General features: G+C 73.6%; 15 protein-coding genes. 8 read left to right on the top strand and 7 right to left on the bottom strand.

The window, feature by feature from the left end; genetic code table 11:
• Positions 1 to 135 precede the first annotated feature (135 nt).
• Positions 136 to 687 carry a helix-turn-helix domain-containing protein gene (locus tag ACFWJO_RS10815; protein WP_384414634.1) on the top strand — a complete coding sequence of 184 codons (552 nt, stop codon included), beginning with the start codon at positions 136 to 138 and terminating at the stop codon, positions 685 to 687.
• Positions 684 to 1,457 (top strand): helical backbone metal receptor, encoded by a 774-nt coding sequence (locus tag ACFWJO_RS10810; protein ID WP_386864375.1) that lies wholly within the window; start codon positions 684 to 686, stop codon positions 1,455 to 1,457. The genes ACFWJO_RS10815 and ACFWJO_RS10810 overlap by 4 nt, the downstream gene beginning before the upstream one ends.
• Here the strand turns inward: ACFWJO_RS10810 and ACFWJO_RS10805 are convergent.
• On the bottom strand, positions 1,384 to 2,541 hold the full coding sequence (locus tag ACFWJO_RS10805) for a TDT family transporter (protein WP_386864374.1): 1,158 nt from the start codon (positions 2,539 to 2,541) through the stop codon (positions 1,384 to 1,386). The genes ACFWJO_RS10810 and ACFWJO_RS10805 overlap by 74 nt on opposite strands.
• Before the next feature lie 70 nt (positions 2,542 to 2,611).
• Between ACFWJO_RS10805 and ACFWJO_RS10800 the strand changes: the two genes are divergently transcribed.
• Positions 2,612 to 3,544, top strand: a complete 933-nt coding sequence (locus tag ACFWJO_RS10800) for a LysR family transcriptional regulator (RefSeq protein WP_386864373.1) — start codon at positions 2,612 to 2,614, stop codon at positions 3,542 to 3,544.
• Between the two features lie 273 nt (positions 3,545 to 3,817).
• On the opposite strand, the gene ACFWJO_RS10795 is transcribed toward ACFWJO_RS10800, so the two are convergent.
• On the bottom strand, positions 3,818 to 5,428 hold the full coding sequence (locus tag ACFWJO_RS10795; RefSeq protein WP_386864372.1) for an amidohydrolase: 1,611 nt from the start codon (positions 5,426 to 5,428) through the stop codon (positions 3,818 to 3,820).
• A 14-nt stretch (positions 5,429 to 5,442) separates the two neighbouring features.
• On the bottom strand, positions 5,443 to 6,105 hold the full coding sequence (locus ACFWJO_RS10790) for a TetR/AcrR family transcriptional regulator (protein ID WP_386864371.1): 663 nt from the start codon (positions 6,103 to 6,105) through the stop codon (positions 5,443 to 5,445).
• A gap of 71 nt (positions 6,106 to 6,176) precedes the next feature.
• Between ACFWJO_RS10790 and ACFWJO_RS10785 the strand changes: the two genes are divergently transcribed.
• Positions 6,177 to 7,598, top strand: coding sequence for a purine-cytosine permease family protein (locus tag ACFWJO_RS10785; RefSeq protein ID WP_386864370.1), 1,422 nt, complete (start codon positions 6,177 to 6,179; stop codon positions 7,596 to 7,598).
• Here the strand turns inward: ACFWJO_RS10785 and ACFWJO_RS10780 are convergent.
• From ACFWJO_RS10780 to ACFWJO_RS10770, 3 genes are all read right to left on the bottom strand, one after another.
• Positions 7,588 to 8,271 carry a gamma-glutamyl-gamma-aminobutyrate hydrolase family protein gene (locus ACFWJO_RS10780; RefSeq protein ID WP_386864369.1) on the bottom strand — a complete coding sequence of 228 codons (684 nt, stop codon included), beginning with the start codon at positions 8,269 to 8,271 and terminating at the stop codon, positions 7,588 to 7,590. The two genes, ACFWJO_RS10785 and ACFWJO_RS10780, sit on opposite strands and share 11 nt — an antisense overlap.
• 32 nt (positions 8,272 to 8,303) lie before the next feature.
• On the bottom strand, positions 8,304 to 9,752 hold the full coding sequence (eat, locus tag ACFWJO_RS10775; RefSeq protein WP_386864368.1) for an ethanolamine permease: 1,449 nt from the start codon (positions 9,750 to 9,752) through the stop codon (positions 8,304 to 8,306).
• Between the two features lie 142 nt (positions 9,753 to 9,894).
• Positions 9,895 to 10,623: a FadR/GntR family transcriptional regulator gene (locus ACFWJO_RS10770; protein WP_386864367.1), complete on the bottom strand. Its 729-nt coding sequence runs from the start codon at positions 10,621 to 10,623 to the stop codon at positions 9,895 to 9,897.
• A 78-nt stretch (positions 10,624 to 10,701) separates the two neighbouring features.
• On the opposite strand from ACFWJO_RS10770, the gene ACFWJO_RS10765 reads away from it, so the two are divergent.
• The 4 genes from ACFWJO_RS10765 to ACFWJO_RS10750 all read left to right on the top strand — a co-directional run bounded on the left by ACFWJO_RS10765 (position 10,702) and on the right by ACFWJO_RS10750 (position 15,657).
• A complete protein-coding gene (locus ACFWJO_RS10765; RefSeq protein ID WP_386864366.1) occupies positions 10,702 to 12,066 on the top strand; it encodes a glutamine synthetase family protein in 1,365 nt (454 codons plus the stop codon).
• 8 nt (positions 12,067 to 12,074) lie between these two features.
• On the top strand, positions 12,075 to 13,439 hold the full coding sequence (locus ACFWJO_RS10760) for an aldehyde dehydrogenase family protein (RefSeq protein ID WP_386864365.1): 1,365 nt from the start codon (positions 12,075 to 12,077) through the stop codon (positions 13,437 to 13,439).
• Between the two features lie 5 nt (positions 13,440 to 13,444).
• Positions 13,445 to 14,230, top strand: coding sequence for a 3-oxoacyl-ACP reductase (locus ACFWJO_RS10755; protein ID WP_384414667.1), 786 nt, complete (start codon positions 13,445 to 13,447; stop codon positions 14,228 to 14,230).
• A 161-nt stretch (positions 14,231 to 14,391) separates the two neighbouring features.
• Positions 14,392 to 15,657, top strand: a complete 1,266-nt coding sequence (locus ACFWJO_RS10750) for an HAD family hydrolase (protein WP_386864364.1) — start codon at positions 14,392 to 14,394, stop codon at positions 15,655 to 15,657.
• A 23-nt stretch (positions 15,658 to 15,680) separates the two neighbouring features.
• Here ACFWJO_RS10750 and ACFWJO_RS10745 read toward each other — a convergent pair whose 3' ends face one another.
• Positions 15,681 to 16,883 (bottom strand): amino acid deaminase/aldolase, encoded by a 1,203-nt coding sequence (locus tag ACFWJO_RS10745; protein ID WP_386864363.1) that lies wholly within the window; start codon positions 16,881 to 16,883, stop codon positions 15,681 to 15,683.
• Between the last annotated feature and the right edge of the window lie 654 nt (positions 16,884 to 17,537).

Raw genomic sequence — 17,537 nt, 5'->3', positions numbered from 1 at the left:
CGGCGACCACCCCTTTTCGCCACGACGCGAAACCCGGGCCCAAAGCTGCGTAAGGTTCAGGTAACCGACCAGTACGAGACCACGAGCGCCGCGAGTGACACGGGCGACACGAGCGACACGAGGGAGGGGGCCGAGATGGACGACAAGGAGTCACTGCGCGTGGGCGCGGCCGTCAAGAGGCGCCGACGGGCACTCCAGCTGACGCTGGCCGTCGTCGCCCAGCGCAGCGGCCTGTCCGTGCCCTTCCTCAGCCAGGTCGAGAACGAGCGTGCCCGCCCCAGCGACCGCTCCCTCCAGCTGGTCGCCGCGGCCCTGGAGACCACCGCCGCCGAGCTCCTCGCCGCCGCCGAGGCGGCGCGCACCGTCGACGTCGTCCGCTCGGACGAGGAACTGTGGGAGATGCCGCCGGGCGTACGGCCGCTGGTCCGCGGCAGGCACCAGCTCCAGGCCCTGGAGTTCACCGGCGAGCAGGACGCCGGACGCGAATTCCTCCACCGCAACGACGAGTTGCTGTACGTCGCCGACGGCGCCGTCGAGGTCGAGGCCGAAGGCCGCGCGTACCGGCTGGGCAGCGGCGACACGCTGTACCTGTCCGGCGGGGTGCGCCACCGGTGGCGGGCCACCGCGCCCGCGACCCGGCTCGTCTTCGTCTCCGTCGCCGACCACATCGAGGCCGAGGAGGGATGACGGCCGCCCCCCGGCCTCCGGCGGCGCGCGGCCCGCGGGTCGTCTCGCTCGTGCCCTCGCTGACCGAGGCGGTCGCCGTCTCCGCGCCCGGCGCCCTGGTCGGCGTCACCGACTGGTGCACCCACCCCGCCGACCTCGGCGGCGCGGTACGGATCGGCGGGACCAAGAACCCGGACACCGAGGCCGTCGTCGCGCTGCGGCCCGATCTCGTGATCGCCAACGAGGAGGAGAACCGCGGCCCGGACCTCGACGCCCTGCGCGCCGCCGGTCTCGACGTCCTCGTCACCGAGGTGCGCACCCTCGACCAGGCCTTCGCCGAGCTCACCCGGGTGCTCGGGGCCTGCGGCGTGACGGACCGGCCGCGGTGGCTGGACGCCGCCGAGGCCGCGTGGGCCGCGGTCGCCGACGCGGTCGCCGCGGGCGACGAGCCCCTCCGTACCGCCGTCGTACCGATCTGGCGCCGGCCCTGGATGGTGCTCGGGCGCGACACCTTCGCCGGGGATCTGCTCGCCCGCCTCGGCGTGCGGAACCTCTACGCCGGGCATCCCGAGCGCTATCCGCGCGTGCCGGTCGAGGAGCTGAACGCCGCGGCGCCCGACCTCGTCGTCCTGCCCGACGAGCCCTACCGCTTCACGCGGGACGACGGCCCCGAGGCGTTCCCCGGGGCTGTCACCGCGCTCGTCGACGGACGCCACCTCACGTGGTACGGGCCGTCCCTGGCCGAGGCTCCGCGGTCGCTCGCCCGGGCCCTGCGGGCAGCGCGCCGCTGACCAGGCCGCGCAGGGTGTGGCCGGCCGCGATCAGCCAGGCGGCGACCAGCAGGACGTAGAGACCCACCGCGAGCCAGCGGAAGGCGGCCAGGCCGGTGTGCTGGGCCAGTCCCTCGGCGCCCGTCACACAGGTGCCGACCGGGAAGGTGAAGGCCCAGAAGGTCATCGCGAAGCCCATGCCCCGACGACGGGCCCGCAGGACGAGCGCGCCGGCGAGGGCCAGCCACAGCAGGGCGAAGCCCATGACGGGGACGCCGTAGAGCACGGCGAAGGCGGCGAAGCCGTGGGCGTACGGCTCGGGCAGCACGCCCGGCGCGGTGTCGGCGAACTTGTTCGCGGCCGTCGTCGACTGGCCCAACGGGCCGAGGACCAGGAACAGGGTGGGCGTCAGGGCGAGGGGGAGCGGCCCGTGGGTGACGAGGCGGCCGAAGACCAGGGGCAGCATCACCAGGGTCGCGAGCAGGCTGACGCCGAACATCGCGTAGCAGGCGAGCAGGAAGGTCTGCCGGGCCGGCCCGGCGGGGAGGTGGGGCAGGAGCAGGGGGCCGAGAGCCGCCGAGACCATGGGGGCGACGACCGGGAGCAGCCACACGGGAGAGGCGCCCTCGATCCGGTGCCGGGCCACCATCAGGTACGGCACCGCCACGGCGGCCGCCAGTCCGACGGCCGTGCCGGCCGTGAACAGGACGGTGTCGACGGCGACCGCGGCGGGCAGACCGATCCAGTCCCTGCCGACGATCATGGTTCCGCCGCCGACCGCGAGCAGGGCCATGGAGAGGCAGCCGTAGAACGGCGCCATCGCCGGGTCGAGGAGATGGGCGCGGGCCTGGTCGCGGTGGTGGGTCCAGTGCAGGGCGCGGGCGCCGAGCAGCGTCAGCAGCATGACGAAGGACAGCGCCCAGACGGCGGTGCAGGCGGCCCGCAGTCCCGGGACGTCCACCGGGAGGGTTGCTCCCGCGTTGGCGATGACGGCGGTGCCCATCACCGAGGCGTACCAGTTGGGGCCGAGGTGACGGACCGAGGCCCACCGCACGCCGGGGGTGGTGGCGAGGGGGGCCGGACGGGAAGGTGCGAGCGTTGCCATGTGCCGACCTTCTCGCGGGCTCAGGGCCCCCACCAGGGGTGATGTGACTATGAGGGCATAAGCTGGCTTTATGAGCAGCGAACCGAGTGACGTCGTCAGTCTTCTGTCCCACCGGGTCCCCGACCTCGGCGCGCTCGAACTGCTCCTCGCCGTCGCCCGGCACGGCAGCCTCGGACGGGCCGCACGCGAGGTCGGCATCACCCAGCCCGCGGCGAGCAGCCGCATCCGGTCCATGGAGCGGCAGCTCGGGGTGGCCCTGGTCGACCGGTCGCCCCGCGGGTCCCGGCTGACGGACGCGGGAGCGCTGGTCACGGACTGGGCGCGGCGCATCGTCGAGGCGGCCGAGGCCTTCGACGCGGGCGTGCAGGCGTTGCGCGGGCGGCGGGACTCGCGGCTGCGGGTCGCGGCCTCGATGACGATCGCCGAGTACCTGCTGCCGGGCTGGCTGATCGCGCTGCGGGCCGAGCGGCCCGACACCGCCGTGTCGCTGCTCGCGGGGAACTCGACGGTCGTCGCCGAGCGGCTGCTCGGCGGTGAGGCCGATCTCGGGTTCGTGGAGGGGCTGGCCGTGCCCGAAGGGCTGGACGGGGCCGTCGTCGCCCACGACCGGCTCGCCGTCGTCACCGCCCCCTCGCATCCGTGGGCGCGGCGCGGGCGGGCGATCGATCCGGCGGAGCTGGCGGCGACGCCGTTGGTGCTGCGGGAGCGGGGATCGGGGACGCGGCAGGTGCTGGACGCGGCGCTGGCGGGGTACGGGGGGCTGGCGCAGCCGCTGCTGGAGCTGGCGTCGACGACGGCGGTGAAGGCGGCGGCGGTGAGCGGGGCGGGGCCGGCCGTGCTGAGCGAGCTGGCCGTTGCCGAGGAGCTGGCCTCGCGACGGCTGGTCGCCGTGCCGGTCGCGGGGGTGCTGCTGCGGCGGGATCTGCGGGCGGTGTGGCCGGCGGGGCATCGGCCTACGGGGCCGGCTCGGGATTTGGTGTCGTTGACGCGTAGTGGGGGGTGAACCGCCACTGGGGCGTGACCTGGCGCGCCCGTGGGTGGGCGGGCCGGTGCGTGTGCGTGTGCGTGTGCGTGTGCGTGTGCGTGTGCGGCGTGTGCGTGGTGGCCCGTGCGTGGTGCCGCGGGGGCCGTTCCGGGGCCCGTGTTCGGGACTGCATGATTTACGGCGCGGAGCTGGTCCCCGGTGTGGTGAACGGCCTTGTTCCGCGCCACACATCACGCGTCACGTCCCGAACACGGGCCCCTCCACGGCCCCCGCTCCCGTTCCTGCGTCTCCTCAGGCCGTGCGGTGCGTCACCTTGCCGTCCACCGTCGTCAGGACGACCGGCAGCTGCGGCAGGTCCGCCGCCGGTGTCGTGAGGGGGTTCTCCGCCAGTACCGTCAGGTCCGCCCGGTGGCCCGGGGTCAGGCGGCCCGCCTCGTGTTCCTCGTTCGCCGCGAAGGCCGCGTTGACCGTCATGCCGCGCAGTGCCTCCAGCGGCGACAGGGCCTGTTCCGGGCCGTGCGGCGGCTGGGTCAGGTCGCGGGTCGGGCGGCGGTGGCGGGCGCCCGCCATGACGGTGAGCGGCGGGAACGGCGCGATCGGCCAGTCCGAGCCGAGGACCACGGTCGCCCCGGAGTCCCACAGGTCGCGGCAGCGCCAGGCGCGGGAGGCGCGTTCCTCGCCCAGTCGGCGGGACCAGTTGTCGGTGTGGTCGGCGCGTGTGAAGTCGCAGCAGTGGGTGGGCTGCATGGACGCGATGACGCCCAGCTCGGCGAAGCGGCGCAGCGTGTCGTCCGGGACCGTCTCGATGTGTTCGACGCGGTGCCGGACCGTGCTCCGGTGCTTCTCGATCGCGTCCAGGGCGTGGCGCACCGCCGCGTCGCCGATCGCGTGGGTGGCGGTCGGGACTCCGGCGCGGGCAAGCTCGCCGATCACGTGGGTGTAGGCCGCCGGGTCCGGCCAGAAGGCGTGGGCCGACTCGCCGTGGCAGTCGGGGCGCTCCAGCCAGGCCGTGCCGTTGTCGATGGTGCCGTCCATGAAGAGCTTGACGCCGTCCACGCGCCACAGGCGGCCCCGTGCCTGCTGGAGTTCGATCAGCTCCCGTACGCCGTCCGCGTCGGTGCCGGGCTGGCACCAGGGCGCCACGCGGAGGCGGAGCGGGAGTTCGCCTGCCTCGTCGAGTTCCGCGAGGAGGGCGAGGCTCTCGCCGTTGGCGTCCATGACGTGGGCGCCGGTCAGGCCCGCCACGGCCATGGCGCGGAGGGCCTTGGACAGGCGGTCGCGGCGTTCGCCGTGGGTGGGCCGTGGTGCCACGCGTTCGACCAGTTCGCAGGCGGCGTCTTCCTGGAGCAGGCCGGTGGGGCGGCCTCGTTCGTCGCAGACGACCTGGGCGGAGGCCTGGTCGAAGACGCGTGGGCCGTCGACGCCGGCGAGTTCCAGGGCGCGGCGGCTGGCGAGCGCGGAGTGGGCGTCGAAGAGCAGGAGGAAGGCCGGGATGCCGTCGAGGACGGTGTCGAACGGGGCGACGGAGACGGGTTCGCCGCCGAAGACGTTGGGGTCGAGGCCCCAGGCGAAGAGCCAGTCGCCGCGGCCGAGGCGCCGTGCCTCCGTGGAGAGCGCGTCGCGGACGTCGGTCAGGCCGGTGCAGCGGGACAGGTCGAGGCCGTGGGTGAGTTCCGCGCCGCTGACGGGGTGGAGGTGGCCGTCGACCAGGCCGGTGGTCACCACGGCGCCCTTGAGGTCGATGACCTCGGTGTCGCCGGTGGCCAGGGCCCGGATCTCCCTGTCGTCGCCGAGGGCGGCGATCCGTCCGGTCTCGGACACGGCCAGCGCCGTCTCCGGCAGGAAGGCGCCGGTGCCGGGGTCGAGCAGCCGGGCGGAGGACAGGACGAGTCGGGTGCGCACACGAGCTCCTGGGGTCACTGGGGGAGGAGGGGGGCGGGGAGGGACAGCGCCGCTCGGTCCAGCGTGCCGGGGGGCAGGTCGAGTTCGCGTTCGGCCGTGGTCACCGCCATCCGCCGTACCGCCTCGGGGCGGTTCTCGCGGGCCGTGTTGGCGTGGGCGCCCAGGCCGTCGAGGACGACGAGGATCTGGATCGCGGTCACGTGCGGGTCCGGCGTGCGGAACTCGCCGCTCGCCACGCCGTCGCGGACGAGGCCTTCCAGCCGTTCGTCGTTCGCCAGTTCCTGCTCGTGGACCCGTTCCCGGAGGAGCGGGCGGTAGCGGCTGAGGTGGCGGGCGTTGATCCAGAGGCGGCTGATGTCGTCGTAGGCCTCGCCCTGCGAGAGCGCGAAATAGCGCGCGAGGTACTGGGTGGGCGTTCCGTCGGGGCGGTCGGCCGGGAGCAGGGCGTCGAGTTCGCCGGTGGCGGCGGTGCCGAAGGCCTCGGCCACCAGGTTCTCCGCCGAGGGGAAGTAGTGGCTGATCAGACCCGGGCGTACGTCGAGATCCTCGGCGATGCGCCGGAGGGTCACGCACTCCAGGCCCTCGCTGAGGGCGACGGCCGCGGCCGCCTCGACGATCTCCGCCCGGCGGGCCTCGGGGGACTTGCGAACTCGCTTGCGCTGGACGCTTGACGACATGGGGACGATGCTATTGAGTGTGCGACCAATAAGCAACCAGGTGTGCACGACACGCTCTCCCGGAGGGCCGCATGGCATTCAGCACCCCCGCTTCGAGACCCCGGTCCACGACGGCCCCCGACAGTGACCGGCCCACGCGGATCGAGTCCCACGGCATCGACCACATCCCCGACGAGGAGCGGTACGGACATCCGCGCGAGCTCTTCTCCGTCTGGGCCGCCGCCAACGTCAACTACCTGAGCCTCGTGATCGGCGGCGCCCTCGTCCTGATGGGCCTCAGCCTCGCCCAGGCGTTCGTGGTGATCCTGGTCGGCAACCTGTTCTGGCTGCTCACAGGCGTGCTCGCGATGTCGGGGCCCGCCGCGGGCGCACCCAGCGAGGTGATCACCCGGGCCATGTACGGCGTGCGCGGCAACCGCGTGAACAACGCCGTGACCGGGTGGATGATCTCCGTCTGCTACTTCGCGCTCAACCTGGCGGCGGCGGCCGGCGCCGCGTTCGCCCTGGTCGAGAAGGCCGGCCTCGACGCCTCCACGCCGGTGAAGGTCGTCGTCGTCCTCGTCGTCGCGGCCGGCACGCTCACCATCGGCGTGTACGGACACGGCCTCATCGTGCGGCTCTACCTGCCCATCACCCTCGCCCTGACCGCCGTCTTCGGCGTCGTCGCCTATGTCGTGCTGCTGAAGGCGGACTTCGGCTACGCGCCCGAGGCCTCGCTGAGCGGGGTGGACCTGTGGGCCACGGTGATCGCGGGCGTCACGCTCATCGCGGCCGGCCCGCTCTCGTACACCACCAGCGCCGACTTCTCCCGCTACCTTCCCGCCACGACCTCGGCGAAGGCGGTCGTCGGCTGGACCGCCCTCGGCGGGTTCCTGCCCAGCGTCGCGGTCTGCTCGATCGGCGCCCTCGCCGCCACCGTCGTCGACATGACCGATCCGCAGACCGCGCTCGAGTCGATGCTGCCGGGCTGGTTCGGGCCCGTGTTCCTGCTCGCGCTGGTGCTCGGCACCGTCGCGATCAACGCGATGACCGCGTACAGCGCCGGCCTCGCCCTCCAGGCGGTGGGCCTGCGCATCCGCCGCTCCCGCAGCGTCCTCGTCGACGGCGCGGTGGCGGTGGCCCTGACCCTGTACGCGCTGCTGGTGTCCGACTTCCTGGACACCGTCAGCAACGTCCTCCAGCTGACCGTCGTCCTGCTCGGTCCGGCCATGACGGTGTACGCGGTGGACATCTGGCTGCGCCGCAACCGGTACGACGGCACCGCCCTCATGGACGAGAGCCCGGCGAGCCCCTTCTGGTACGCGGCGGGCTTCAGCCCCGCCGGTGCCGTCGCGGTGCTCGGCGGCGGTGCCGTGGCGGCGCTGTGCGTCAACACCGCCTACACCGGCCCGGTCGCCCGGGCGCTCGGCGGTGTCGACCTCGCCATGCCCGTGGGCATGCTCCTCGCCGGGCTGCTGTACGCCCTGCTGTCGCGCGGGCGGATCAGCGCCTGACGGCCGCCGCCACGAGGGCCCGCGTCACCCGCAGGTCCTCGCCCATCTCCGGGTGCCACTGGACGCCCAGCGCCCAGGCGGGCGAGGGGAGTTCGATCGCCTCGACCGTGCCGTCCGCGGCGTGCGCCGAGGCGATCAGGTTCTTGCCGAGGACCTCCACGCACTGGTGGTGGTACGTGGGGACGTCGGTCCGCTCCGGGACCAGGGCGGCGTAGCGGGTGCCGGGCACCGGGGAGACCGGGTGCCGGCCCATCACGCCGACCGCCTCCGTGTGCCCGTCCAGGTGCTGGACGAGGGTGCCGCCGAGCGCCACGTTCAGGAGCTGCATGCCGCGGCAGATCCCCAGGAGCGGTGTGCCGGCGTCGAGGGCCGCCTCGATCAGTGCCAGCTCCCAGGCGTCCCGGGCCCGGGCGGGCGGGCCGGTACGCGGGTCGGGCTCGGCCCCGTACCGCACCGGCTCGACGTCCGCGCCGCCCGCGATCACGAGCCCGTCCAAACGCGCCACCGTCTCCGCCGCCACGGACGGGTCGTCCGGGGGCAGCATGGCCGCAAGGCCGCCGCTCCGCTGGACCAGGCGCGGGTACGCGGCCGGGAGCAGCGCCGCGGGCAGGTCCCACACGCCCCAGCGGGCCTGGTCCAGATAGGTCGTCACGCCGATGAGCGGCTTGGGCACGGGTTCCTCCGGGGTCGGGAAAGGGGGAGCGGTCAGCGTTCGAGTTCCGCCTCGGCCGCGGCGAGCGCCGCGAACTCCTCCTCGGGTGCGCTCGCCACCAGGTGGTGGCGACTGTAGAACGCGAAGTAGGCCAGCGCGATCACGTACACGGCGAGGGCGATGAAGGCGGCGTCCTTGTCCACCAGGAAGGTCGCCACGAGTGCCGAGAGGGCGAGGACGAAGGCGGTCGACGAGGTCACGACGCCGCCCGGAGTGCGGTACGGGCGGGGCAGCCCCGGCTCCCGGCGGCGCAGCACGATGTGGGAGAGCGCCATCAGGGCGTACGAGATGGTGGCGCCGAACACCGCGATGTTCAGCATCCGCGCCCCGTTCCCGGTCCCGGCGGCGAGCGCGAACCCGATGGCGCCGGGGATCAGCAGGCCGAGGTAGGGCGACTTGCGGCGGCTGGTGAGCGAGAGGAAGCGGGGCAGGTAGCCGGCCCGGGACAGCGCGAAGAGCTGGCGCGAGCCCGCGTAGATGAGGGAGAAGAAGGAGGCGACCAGGCCCGCGAGGCCCGCGTAGTTGACGAAGCGGCTGAGCGCGGTGGGTTCTCCGTCGCCCTGCAGCGCCACCACCAGCGGGTTTCCGGCCTCCTGGACGGCCGCGGAGCCGCGGGCGCCGGTGGCCGCGAAGAAGGTCACCACGGCGAGGACCACCAGGATGCCCATGGACAGGGCGAGTGCCCGGGGCATGGAGCGCACCGGGTCCTTGGCCTCCTCGGCGGCCAGCGGCACGCCCTCGACGCCCAGGAAGAACCACATGCCGAACGGGAACGCCGCCCAGATGCCCAGGAGGCCGAACGGCAGCCAGGAACTGGCTCCGGTGGCGTCCGCGTCGACCGGGATGTCGTTCAGGCCGTCCACGTGGAAGTCGCTGAGCGCGCCGAGCGCGAAGACGAGCAGCGCGGCCACGGCGACGGCGGTGACGATCAGGCTGAACCGCAGCGCCTCGCCCACGCCCCAGAGGTGGATGCCGATGAAGAGCGCGAAGCAGACCAGGTAGACCGGCCAGCCCGACTCCAGGCCGAAGAGGCCGAGCGACTCGACGTAGTCGCCGATGAAGATGGAGATGGCGGCCGGCGCGAGCACGTACTCGATGAGGATCGCGGTGCCGGTGAGGAAGCCGCCCCAGGTGCCGAGCGCGCGCCGGGCGAAGCCGTAGCCTCCGCCCGCGGTGGGCAGGATGGCGGACAGCTCGGCGAGCGAGAACACCAGACAGGCGTACATGGCGCCCATGAGGACCGTCGCGATCGCGAGACCGCCGAAGCCGCCCTTGGACAGGCCGATGTTCCAGCCGGAGAAGTCGCCGGAGACGACGTACGCGACGCCGAGCCCGGTCAGCAGCAGCCAGCCCGCGCTGCCGCGGCGCAGGGTGCGCCGCTCCAGGTAGTCGTCGGGGGCGGTGGTCTTTCCTGTGGTGCCTGAGGTGTCTTCCAGCGTCATGGCAGCGCTCAGCTCCCCGCTACGGGCCCAATGGATTGGTGCCATACCTTTGCGGCCGTCGGGCGGAGAGCGCAAGTCCCTGGCGTTACTTTCGGGTTACGCGCGCCTCCCGGGGTGCGCGGGACCGGCCGGGCGCCGCCCCTCAGGTGAGGAAGCCGCGCAGCAGCGCCGCCGTGCCCGCGCAGTGCTCCCGCATCACCTCGCGCGCCGCGTCCGCGTCCCCGTCGAGCACCGCCTCCACCAGCGCGGTGTGCTGGTGCTGCGAGTGCTCCAGGTTGCGCACCAGCAGCGGGATGCAGTCCAGGAGGTCGTTGACCGTCGCCCGCACCGCCGCGTACTGCGCGGTCAGCGTCGGCGAGCCGGACAGCTCGGCGAGCGTCAGGTGGAGCAGGGTGTCCTGGCGCCGGTAGTCGCCGAGCGGCGCGTCGTGCGTCGCCGCCAGCGCGGCGCGGAGGCGCTCCGCACCCTCGTCATCCAGGCCGTGCGCCGCGCACAGCCCGGCCGCGCCGACCTCCAGGACCTCCCGGAAGCGCAGGGTGTCCTCCATGTCGACGGCCGCGATCCGGCGGCGCAGCTCGGCCTCGTCGGCGGTCTGCGGCCGGTGCAGCACGAACGTTCCGCCGTACCGGCCGCGCCGGCTCTCCACCAGGCCCTGCTCCTGAAGCACCTTCAGGACCTCGCGCAGCGTGACCCGGCTGATCCCCATCCGGTCGGCGAGCTCCCGCTCGGCCGGAAGCCGCTCCCCGCCCGGCACCAGGCCGAGCCGTACGACCTGCAGGATCTGCTCCAGGGCCTCCTCGAAACCGTTGCCCGCGCGCACCGGCCGCAGCACGGGCGTCAGCCGGTCCGCCGATTCACTCGTACTGGCCACCTCGTCGTTTCCCCTTCCCAAGCAATGGTTCTTGGCAATACCTTATGGCTCCCGGCAGGCCGAAGGAGGAGTAATCCCGTGGCAGACCGCACACCCCCGCTCACCGTCGACGAGCTCCGCACGCTCGTCGCGAGCGGTGAGATCGACACCGTCGTCCTGGCCTTCCCCGACATGCAGGGCCGGCTCCAGGGCAAGCGGTTCGCCGCACCGTTCTTCCTCGACGAGGTGCTCGACCACGGCACCGAGGGCTGCAACTATCTTCTGGCCGTCGACACCGAGATGAACACCGTCGACGGCTACGAGATGTCGTCCTGGGACCGCGGCTACGGCGACTTCGCCATGCGCCCCGACCTCGCCACCCTGCGCCGCGTGCCCTGGAACGAGGGCACCGCCATGGTGACCGCCGACCTCGTCTGGAACGACGGCAGCCCCGTCGTCGCCGCCCCGCGCCAGATCCTGCGCCACCAGCTCGACCGGCTCGCCGCCCACGGCTACACCGCCCACGTCGGCACCGAGCTCGAGTTCATCGTCTTCAAGGACACCTACGAACAGGCCTGGGACGCCAACTACCGCGGACTGACCCCGGCCAACCAGTACAACATCGACTACTCGGTGCTCGGCACCGGTCGCGTCGAGCCCCTGCTGCGCCGCATCCGCAACGAGATGGCCGCCGCCGGACTCACCGTCGAGTCCGCCAAGGGCGAGTGCAACCCCGGCCAGCACGAGATCGCCTTCCGGTACGACGAGGCCCTGGTCACCTGCGACCAGCACGCCGTCTACAAGACCGGCGCCAAGGAGATCGCCGCCCAGGAGGGCTGCTCGCTCACCTTCATGGCCAAGTACAACGAGCGCGAGGGCAACTCCTGTCACATCCACCTGTCGCTGCAGGACGCCGACGGCGTCAACGTGATGGCGGGCGACGGACCGGACGGCATGTCCGAGGTCATGCGGCACTTCCTCGCCGGACAGCTCGCCGCCCTGCGGGACTTCTCCCTGCTCCTCGCCCCCAACATCAACTCCTACAAGCGCTTCCAGCCCGGCTCCTTCGCCCCCACCGCCGTCGCCTGGGGCCACGACAACCGGACCTGCGCGCTGCGGATCGTCGGCCACGGCCGCTCCACCCGCTTCGAGAACCGGGTGCCCGGCGGCGACGTCAACCCGTACCTCGCCGTCGCCGCCCTCGTCGCCGCCGGCCTGTACGGCATCGAGCAGCGCCTCGAACTCCCGCCCGCCTGCACCGGCAACGCCTACACCGCCGACTACGCCCACGTCCCCACCACCCTGCGCGAGGCCGCCGAGCTCTGGGAGAACAGCGAGATCGCCAAGGCCGCCTTCGGCGCCGAGGTCGTCGCCCACTACCGCAACATGGCGCGCGTCGAACTCGACGCCTACGACGCCGCCGTCACCGACTGGGAACTGCGCCGCTCCTTCGAACGCATGTGAGGAACCCCTTGCTCCAGGTACTGAACCCGGCGACCGAGGAGGTCGTCGCGACCGTCCCCGCCGCCACCCCGGCCGACGTCGACGCCGCCGTCACCCGCGCCGCCGCCGCCCAGCGGGCCTGGGCCGCGGTCGCCCCCGCCGACCGGGCCCGCGCGCTGCGCCGCTTCGCCGCCGTCGTCGACGCCCACGTCGAGGAACTCGCCCTCCTGGAGGTCCGCGAGGCCGGCCACACCCTCGGCAACGCCCGCTGGGAAGCCGGCAACGTCCGCGACCTGCTCGACTACGCGGCCGGGGGAGTCGAGCGCCTCAACGGCCGGCAGATCCCCGTCCCCGGCGGCCTCGACATCACCGTCCTCGAACCCCTCGGCGTCGTCGGCGTCATCGCGCCCTGGAACTTCCCCATGCCGATCGCCGCCTGGGCCACCGCACCCGCCCTCGCCGCCGGCAACGCCGTCGTCCTCAAGCCCGCCGAGACCACCCCGCTCACCGCGCTGCGCCTCGCCGAACTCGCCCTGGAAGCCGGCCTCCCCGAGCACCTCTTCCAGGTCCTGCCCGGCGAGGGCCCGGTCGCCGGCGCCGCGCTCGTCGACCACCCCGGCGTCGCCAAGGTCGTCTTCACCGGCTCCACCCGCGTCGGCAAGCAGATCATGGCCCGGGCCGCCGACCAGGTGAAGCGGATCACCCTCGAACTCGGCGGCAAGAGCCCCAACATCGTCTTCGCCGACGCGGACCTGGAGGCCGCCGCGGCCGCCGCCCCGATGGCCTTCCTCGACAACAGCGGCCAGGACTGCTGCGCCCGTACCCGCATCCTCGTCCAGCGTCCGGTCTACGACCGCTTCCTGGAGCTCCTCACCCCCGCCATCGAGGAGATCGTCGTCGGCGACCCCCTCGACGAGCGCACCCAGATGGGCCCGCTCATCTCCCGCGCCCAGCTCGACCGCGTACGGGCGTACGTCACGGACGCCGCCGAGCACGGGGAAGCCGTCCGCGGCAAGGCCCCCGAAGGCCCCGGCTTCTGGTTCCCGCCGACCCTCCTCACCGGCGTCCCCGAGGACGCGCCCTGCGCCGTCGAGGAGATCTTCGGGCCCGTCGCCGTCGTCCTGCCCTTCGAGGACGAGGCCGACGCGATCCGGCTCGCCAACGCCACCCCGTACGGCCTCTCCGGCTCCATCTGGACCCGCGACATCGGCCGCGCGCTGCGCGCCTCGCGCGCCGTCCGGGCCGGCAACCTCTCCGTCAACTCCCACTCCAGCGTCCGCTACTGGACCCCCTTCGGCGGCTTCGGCCAGTCCGGCCTCGGCCGGGAGCTGGGCCCCGACGCCCTCACCGCCTTCACCGAAACCAAGAACGTCTTCATCAGCACGGAGGCCTGACCCGTATGACTACTGAAGCCACCATCTGCCGCCGGCTCGTCGGCCGCACCGCCGTCATCACCGGCGCCGGCAGCGGCATCGGCCTCGCCGCCGCCCGCCGCCTCGCCTCCGAGGGCGCCCACGTGGTCTGCGGCGACATCGACGAGCGGGCCGGCAAGGCCGCCGCCGAGGAGGTCGGCGGCACCTTCGTGAAGGTCGACGTCACCGACCCGGAGGAGGTCGAGAACCTCTTCAAGGTCGCCTTCGACACCTACGGCTCCGTCGACATCGCCTTCAACAACGCCGGGATCTCCCCGCCCGACGACGACTCCATCCTCGAGACCGGCCTGGAGGCCTGGAAGCGCGTCCAGGACGTCAACCTGACCTCCGTCTACCTCTGCTGCAAGGCCGCCCTGCCGTACATGCGGCGCCAGGGCAGGGGCTCCATCATCAACACCGCGTCCTTCGTCGCCATCATGGGCGCGGCCACCAGCCAGATCTCGTACACCGCCTCCAAGGGCGGCGTGCTCGCCATGTCCCGCGAACTCGGCGTCCAGTTCGCGAGGGAGGGCATCCGGGTCAACGCCCTGTGCCCGGGCCCGGTCAACACCCCGCTCCTCCAGGAACTGTTCGCCAAGGACCCGGAGCGCGCCGCGCGCCGCCTGGTGCACATCCCGGTCGGCCGGTTCGCCGAGGCGGAGGAGATCGCCGCCGCGGTCGCGTTCCTCGCGAGCGACGACTCCTCCTTCGTCAACGCCACCGACTTCCTCGTCGACGGCGGCATCTCCGGCGCGTACGTGACGCCGCTGTAGAACGGGCCCGCACGTGACGCCGCCGTAGCAGGCGCGTACGTGACGCGGCCGTAGGACACCGCTCCCGACCTCCCCACCGCCGCCACCCGTCCCCACCCCCACCCCACGACAGCCGGGCGTCGCAAGGCGCCCGGCTGTCGTGCGTCAAGAGAGGTGTGATCATGACCAGCAGGCTCCGCACCCACGCCGCCGCGGCCGCCCTCGCCGTCGCCGCGACCGCCCTCCTCCCGGCGACGGACGCCACGGCCGGGCCCCGCCCCTGCCCCACGCTGAACGTCTCCGAAGGCTGGCACGGCGACAACAAGGCCCGCATCGAGCGCCTGATAGCCGACCACTGTCAGGACGAGCACGACAAGGGCACCAGGACGAAGAAGCCCCTCGCCGTCTTCGACTGGGACAACACGGTCATCAAGAACGACGTCGGCGACGCCACCCTGTACTGGCTGCTCCGCAACGACCGCATCAGGCCCCCGCGCCACGGCGACTGGGCCGCCACCAGCCGCTGGCTCACCCCCGAGGCCGCCACCGCCCTCGCCGGCGCCTGCCCCACAAGCGTGCGCACCCTGCCGACCTCCACCGACACGCGCTGCGCCGACGAGATCCTCGCCGTGTACGGGACGGGCGCCACCAGCACGGGCAGCACCGCGTTCGCCGGCCACGACCACCGCCGCATGGAACCCCAGTACGCCTGGCTCGCCCAGCTCCTGCACGGCTGGACCGCCCGCGAGGTCCGGTCCTTCGCCGCCGCGGCCCGCGCCGAGAACCTCGCCGCGCCGCAGGGCGCCACCCAGCAGGTCGGCACCGCCCGGGTCACCGGCTGGGTGCGCCACTACGAGCAGCAGCGCGACCTGATCCGGGTGCTCCAGGACGCCGGCTTCGACGTGTGGATCGTCTCCGCCTCGCCCGAGCCCGTCGTCGACGTCTGGGCCCGGGGCGTCGGCATCGACCCCTCCCACGCCATCGGCATCCGCAACACCACCGAGCACGGCCGCCTCACCAGCCACCTCCAGGGCTGCGGAAGCGTCCACGACGGTGAGGACCGGATGATCACCTACATCGACGGCAAGCGCTGCTGGATCAACCAGGAGATCCTCGGCGTCCACGGCCCCGCCGCCGAGCGCGTCCAGCCGGCCGCCCGCCGCCAGGTCCTCGCCGCGGGCGACTCCGACACCGACGTCTCCTTCCTGCGCGACGCCACCGGCCTCCGGCTCGTCCTCAACCGCAACAAGAACGAACTGATGTGCCGGGCCTACGACAACAGTGACGGCCGGTGGATCGTCAACCCCATGTTCATCGAGCCCAAGAAGCGCCGGACCACCCCGTACCCCTGCGCCACCACGGGCTACACCGCCGCCGACGGCACCGCCGGGCCGGTCCGGCGCGCCGACGGCAGCATCGTGCCGGACCAGCAGGACTCGGTGTTCTGAAGGGCGTCCTGGAGGAGGGCGCCCTAGAGGAAGGTCCGCCCCTCGCCCCGGTACGTCGGGACGGCGGCCGTCACCCGGTCGCCCTCCACCAGGTGCAGCGTGTCGAAGCGCTCGCACAGCTCGCCGGCCTTCGCGTGGCGGAACCAGACCTTGTCGCCGATGCGGAGGTCGTCGGCGGGCGAGCCGAGCAGCGGGGTCTGGACCTCGCCCGGGCCCTCCTGCGGGTCGTAGCGCAGACCCTCGGGCAGGTACGGGACGGGAAGCCGGTCCCGTCCGGCGACGCCGGACGCGGGGTAGCCGCCGCCGAGGACCGTCACCACGCCCACGCCGGGGCGGCGCACGACGGGCAGGGCGAAGAGGGCGGCGGGGCGCCCCGAGAACGAGGTGTAGTTGTCGAAGAGCCGCGGCACGTAGAGCCCCGAGCCCGCCGCGATCTCCGTCACCGCGTCCTCGGCGGCCGTGTGCTGCACGCTGCCCGTGCCGCCGCCGTTCACGAACTCCAGCTCCGGCGCCACCGCGCGCACGGCACGGACCACCGCCGCCCGGCGCGCCGCCAGCTCCTTGCGGGCCGCCGACTGCATCAGCCGGATCGCCCGCGAGCGCACCGGCCGGCCCGCCACCGCGTCACCGACGCCGGCCACGTGGCCCTCGTACGCCATGAGCCCCACCAGCCGGAAACCGGGCCGGCGGGCGACCGAGCGGGCGAGGTCGGCCAGCTCGGCGGGCTCGCGGAGCGGCGAGCGCCGGGCCCCGATCCGCACCCGGCCGCCCAGCAGGTGCAGCGAGGTGTCCAGCTCCAGACAGACCCGGACCTCTTCCTTGCCGCCCGCCCGCGAGGCCTCGATCAGATCGAGCTGGGCCACGTCGTCGACCATCACGGTCACCGCGCCGGCCAGCTTCGCGTCGCCCGCGAGCTCGGCGAACCCGGCCCGGTCGGCCGACGGATAGGCCAGCAGCACGTCCTCGACCCCGGCCCTGGCCAGCCACAGCGACTCGGCGAGCGTGAACGACATCACGCCCGCGAACCCGTCCCGCGCCAGCACCCGCTCCAGGAGCGCCCGGCACCGCACCGACTTGCTCGCGACCCGGACCGGCTTGCCCCCGGCCCTGCGGACCAGATCGTCGGCGTTCGCGTCGAAGGCCTCCAGGTCCACGACGGCGACCGGCGCGTCGAGATGGGAGGTGGCCCGGTCGTACCGGGCGCGGTCGGCGGCACGGGGAGTCATGGGCCGAGCTTGCCAGACGGGTTTACGCGTGGGTAGCCCCTGGGTTCCCGCACCAGGGGGAACAGACCGTAGAGTGGCGGCCATTGCTTTCACGGAACGACCAGGGGGACGGGGATGAGCACCGAGCCGCAGCGCCCGATGTCCCGCATCACCGAAGCCCTCCTCCCTCCGGAGCCCGTCACACCACCGCACCACCGCCTCCCGGCCCCTGCCGACCGGACACCGCCGAACGCCTCGCCGCACTCCTCTGCCGGGCTCGCGGCGTCCTCTCCGGCGGCTGGTCTCCCTCGGCCGGACGCCTCCACGCAGCACTCGTCCGGGCCCGGGGCGGCTTCCCTGACGCAGGCCACGCGGGGCCCGCGGGCGTCTTCCCCGGCCGCCGATTCCCCGGCGCCGGGCGCCTCGGGCCCCCTCACGCCCGGGCCCGAGGCGTCCTCCCCGGCCGCCGGTCTCCCGCGGCCGGCAGCCTCCGGCGGCGCCGCGGCGCCAGCCGCCTCGCGGCCCTCCGCGCCCGCGCCCGTGCCTCCGGCCGAGCGTCCCGTGTCCCGGATCACCGAGGCCCTGCTGCCCCCGGAGCCTCCGGTGCCGTCGGCTTCCGCGGCTCCGGCGCCGGCGGCCGCACCGGCGGACCGCACCGGCGAGGCCGGGCGGCCC

It is taken from the genome of Streptomyces sp. NPDC127092, assembly GCF_042722475.1.
GTDB lineage: Bacteria > Actinomycetota > Actinomycetes > Streptomycetales > Streptomycetaceae > Streptomyces.
This window is presented reverse-complemented; position numbering and strand designations above follow the sequence as displayed.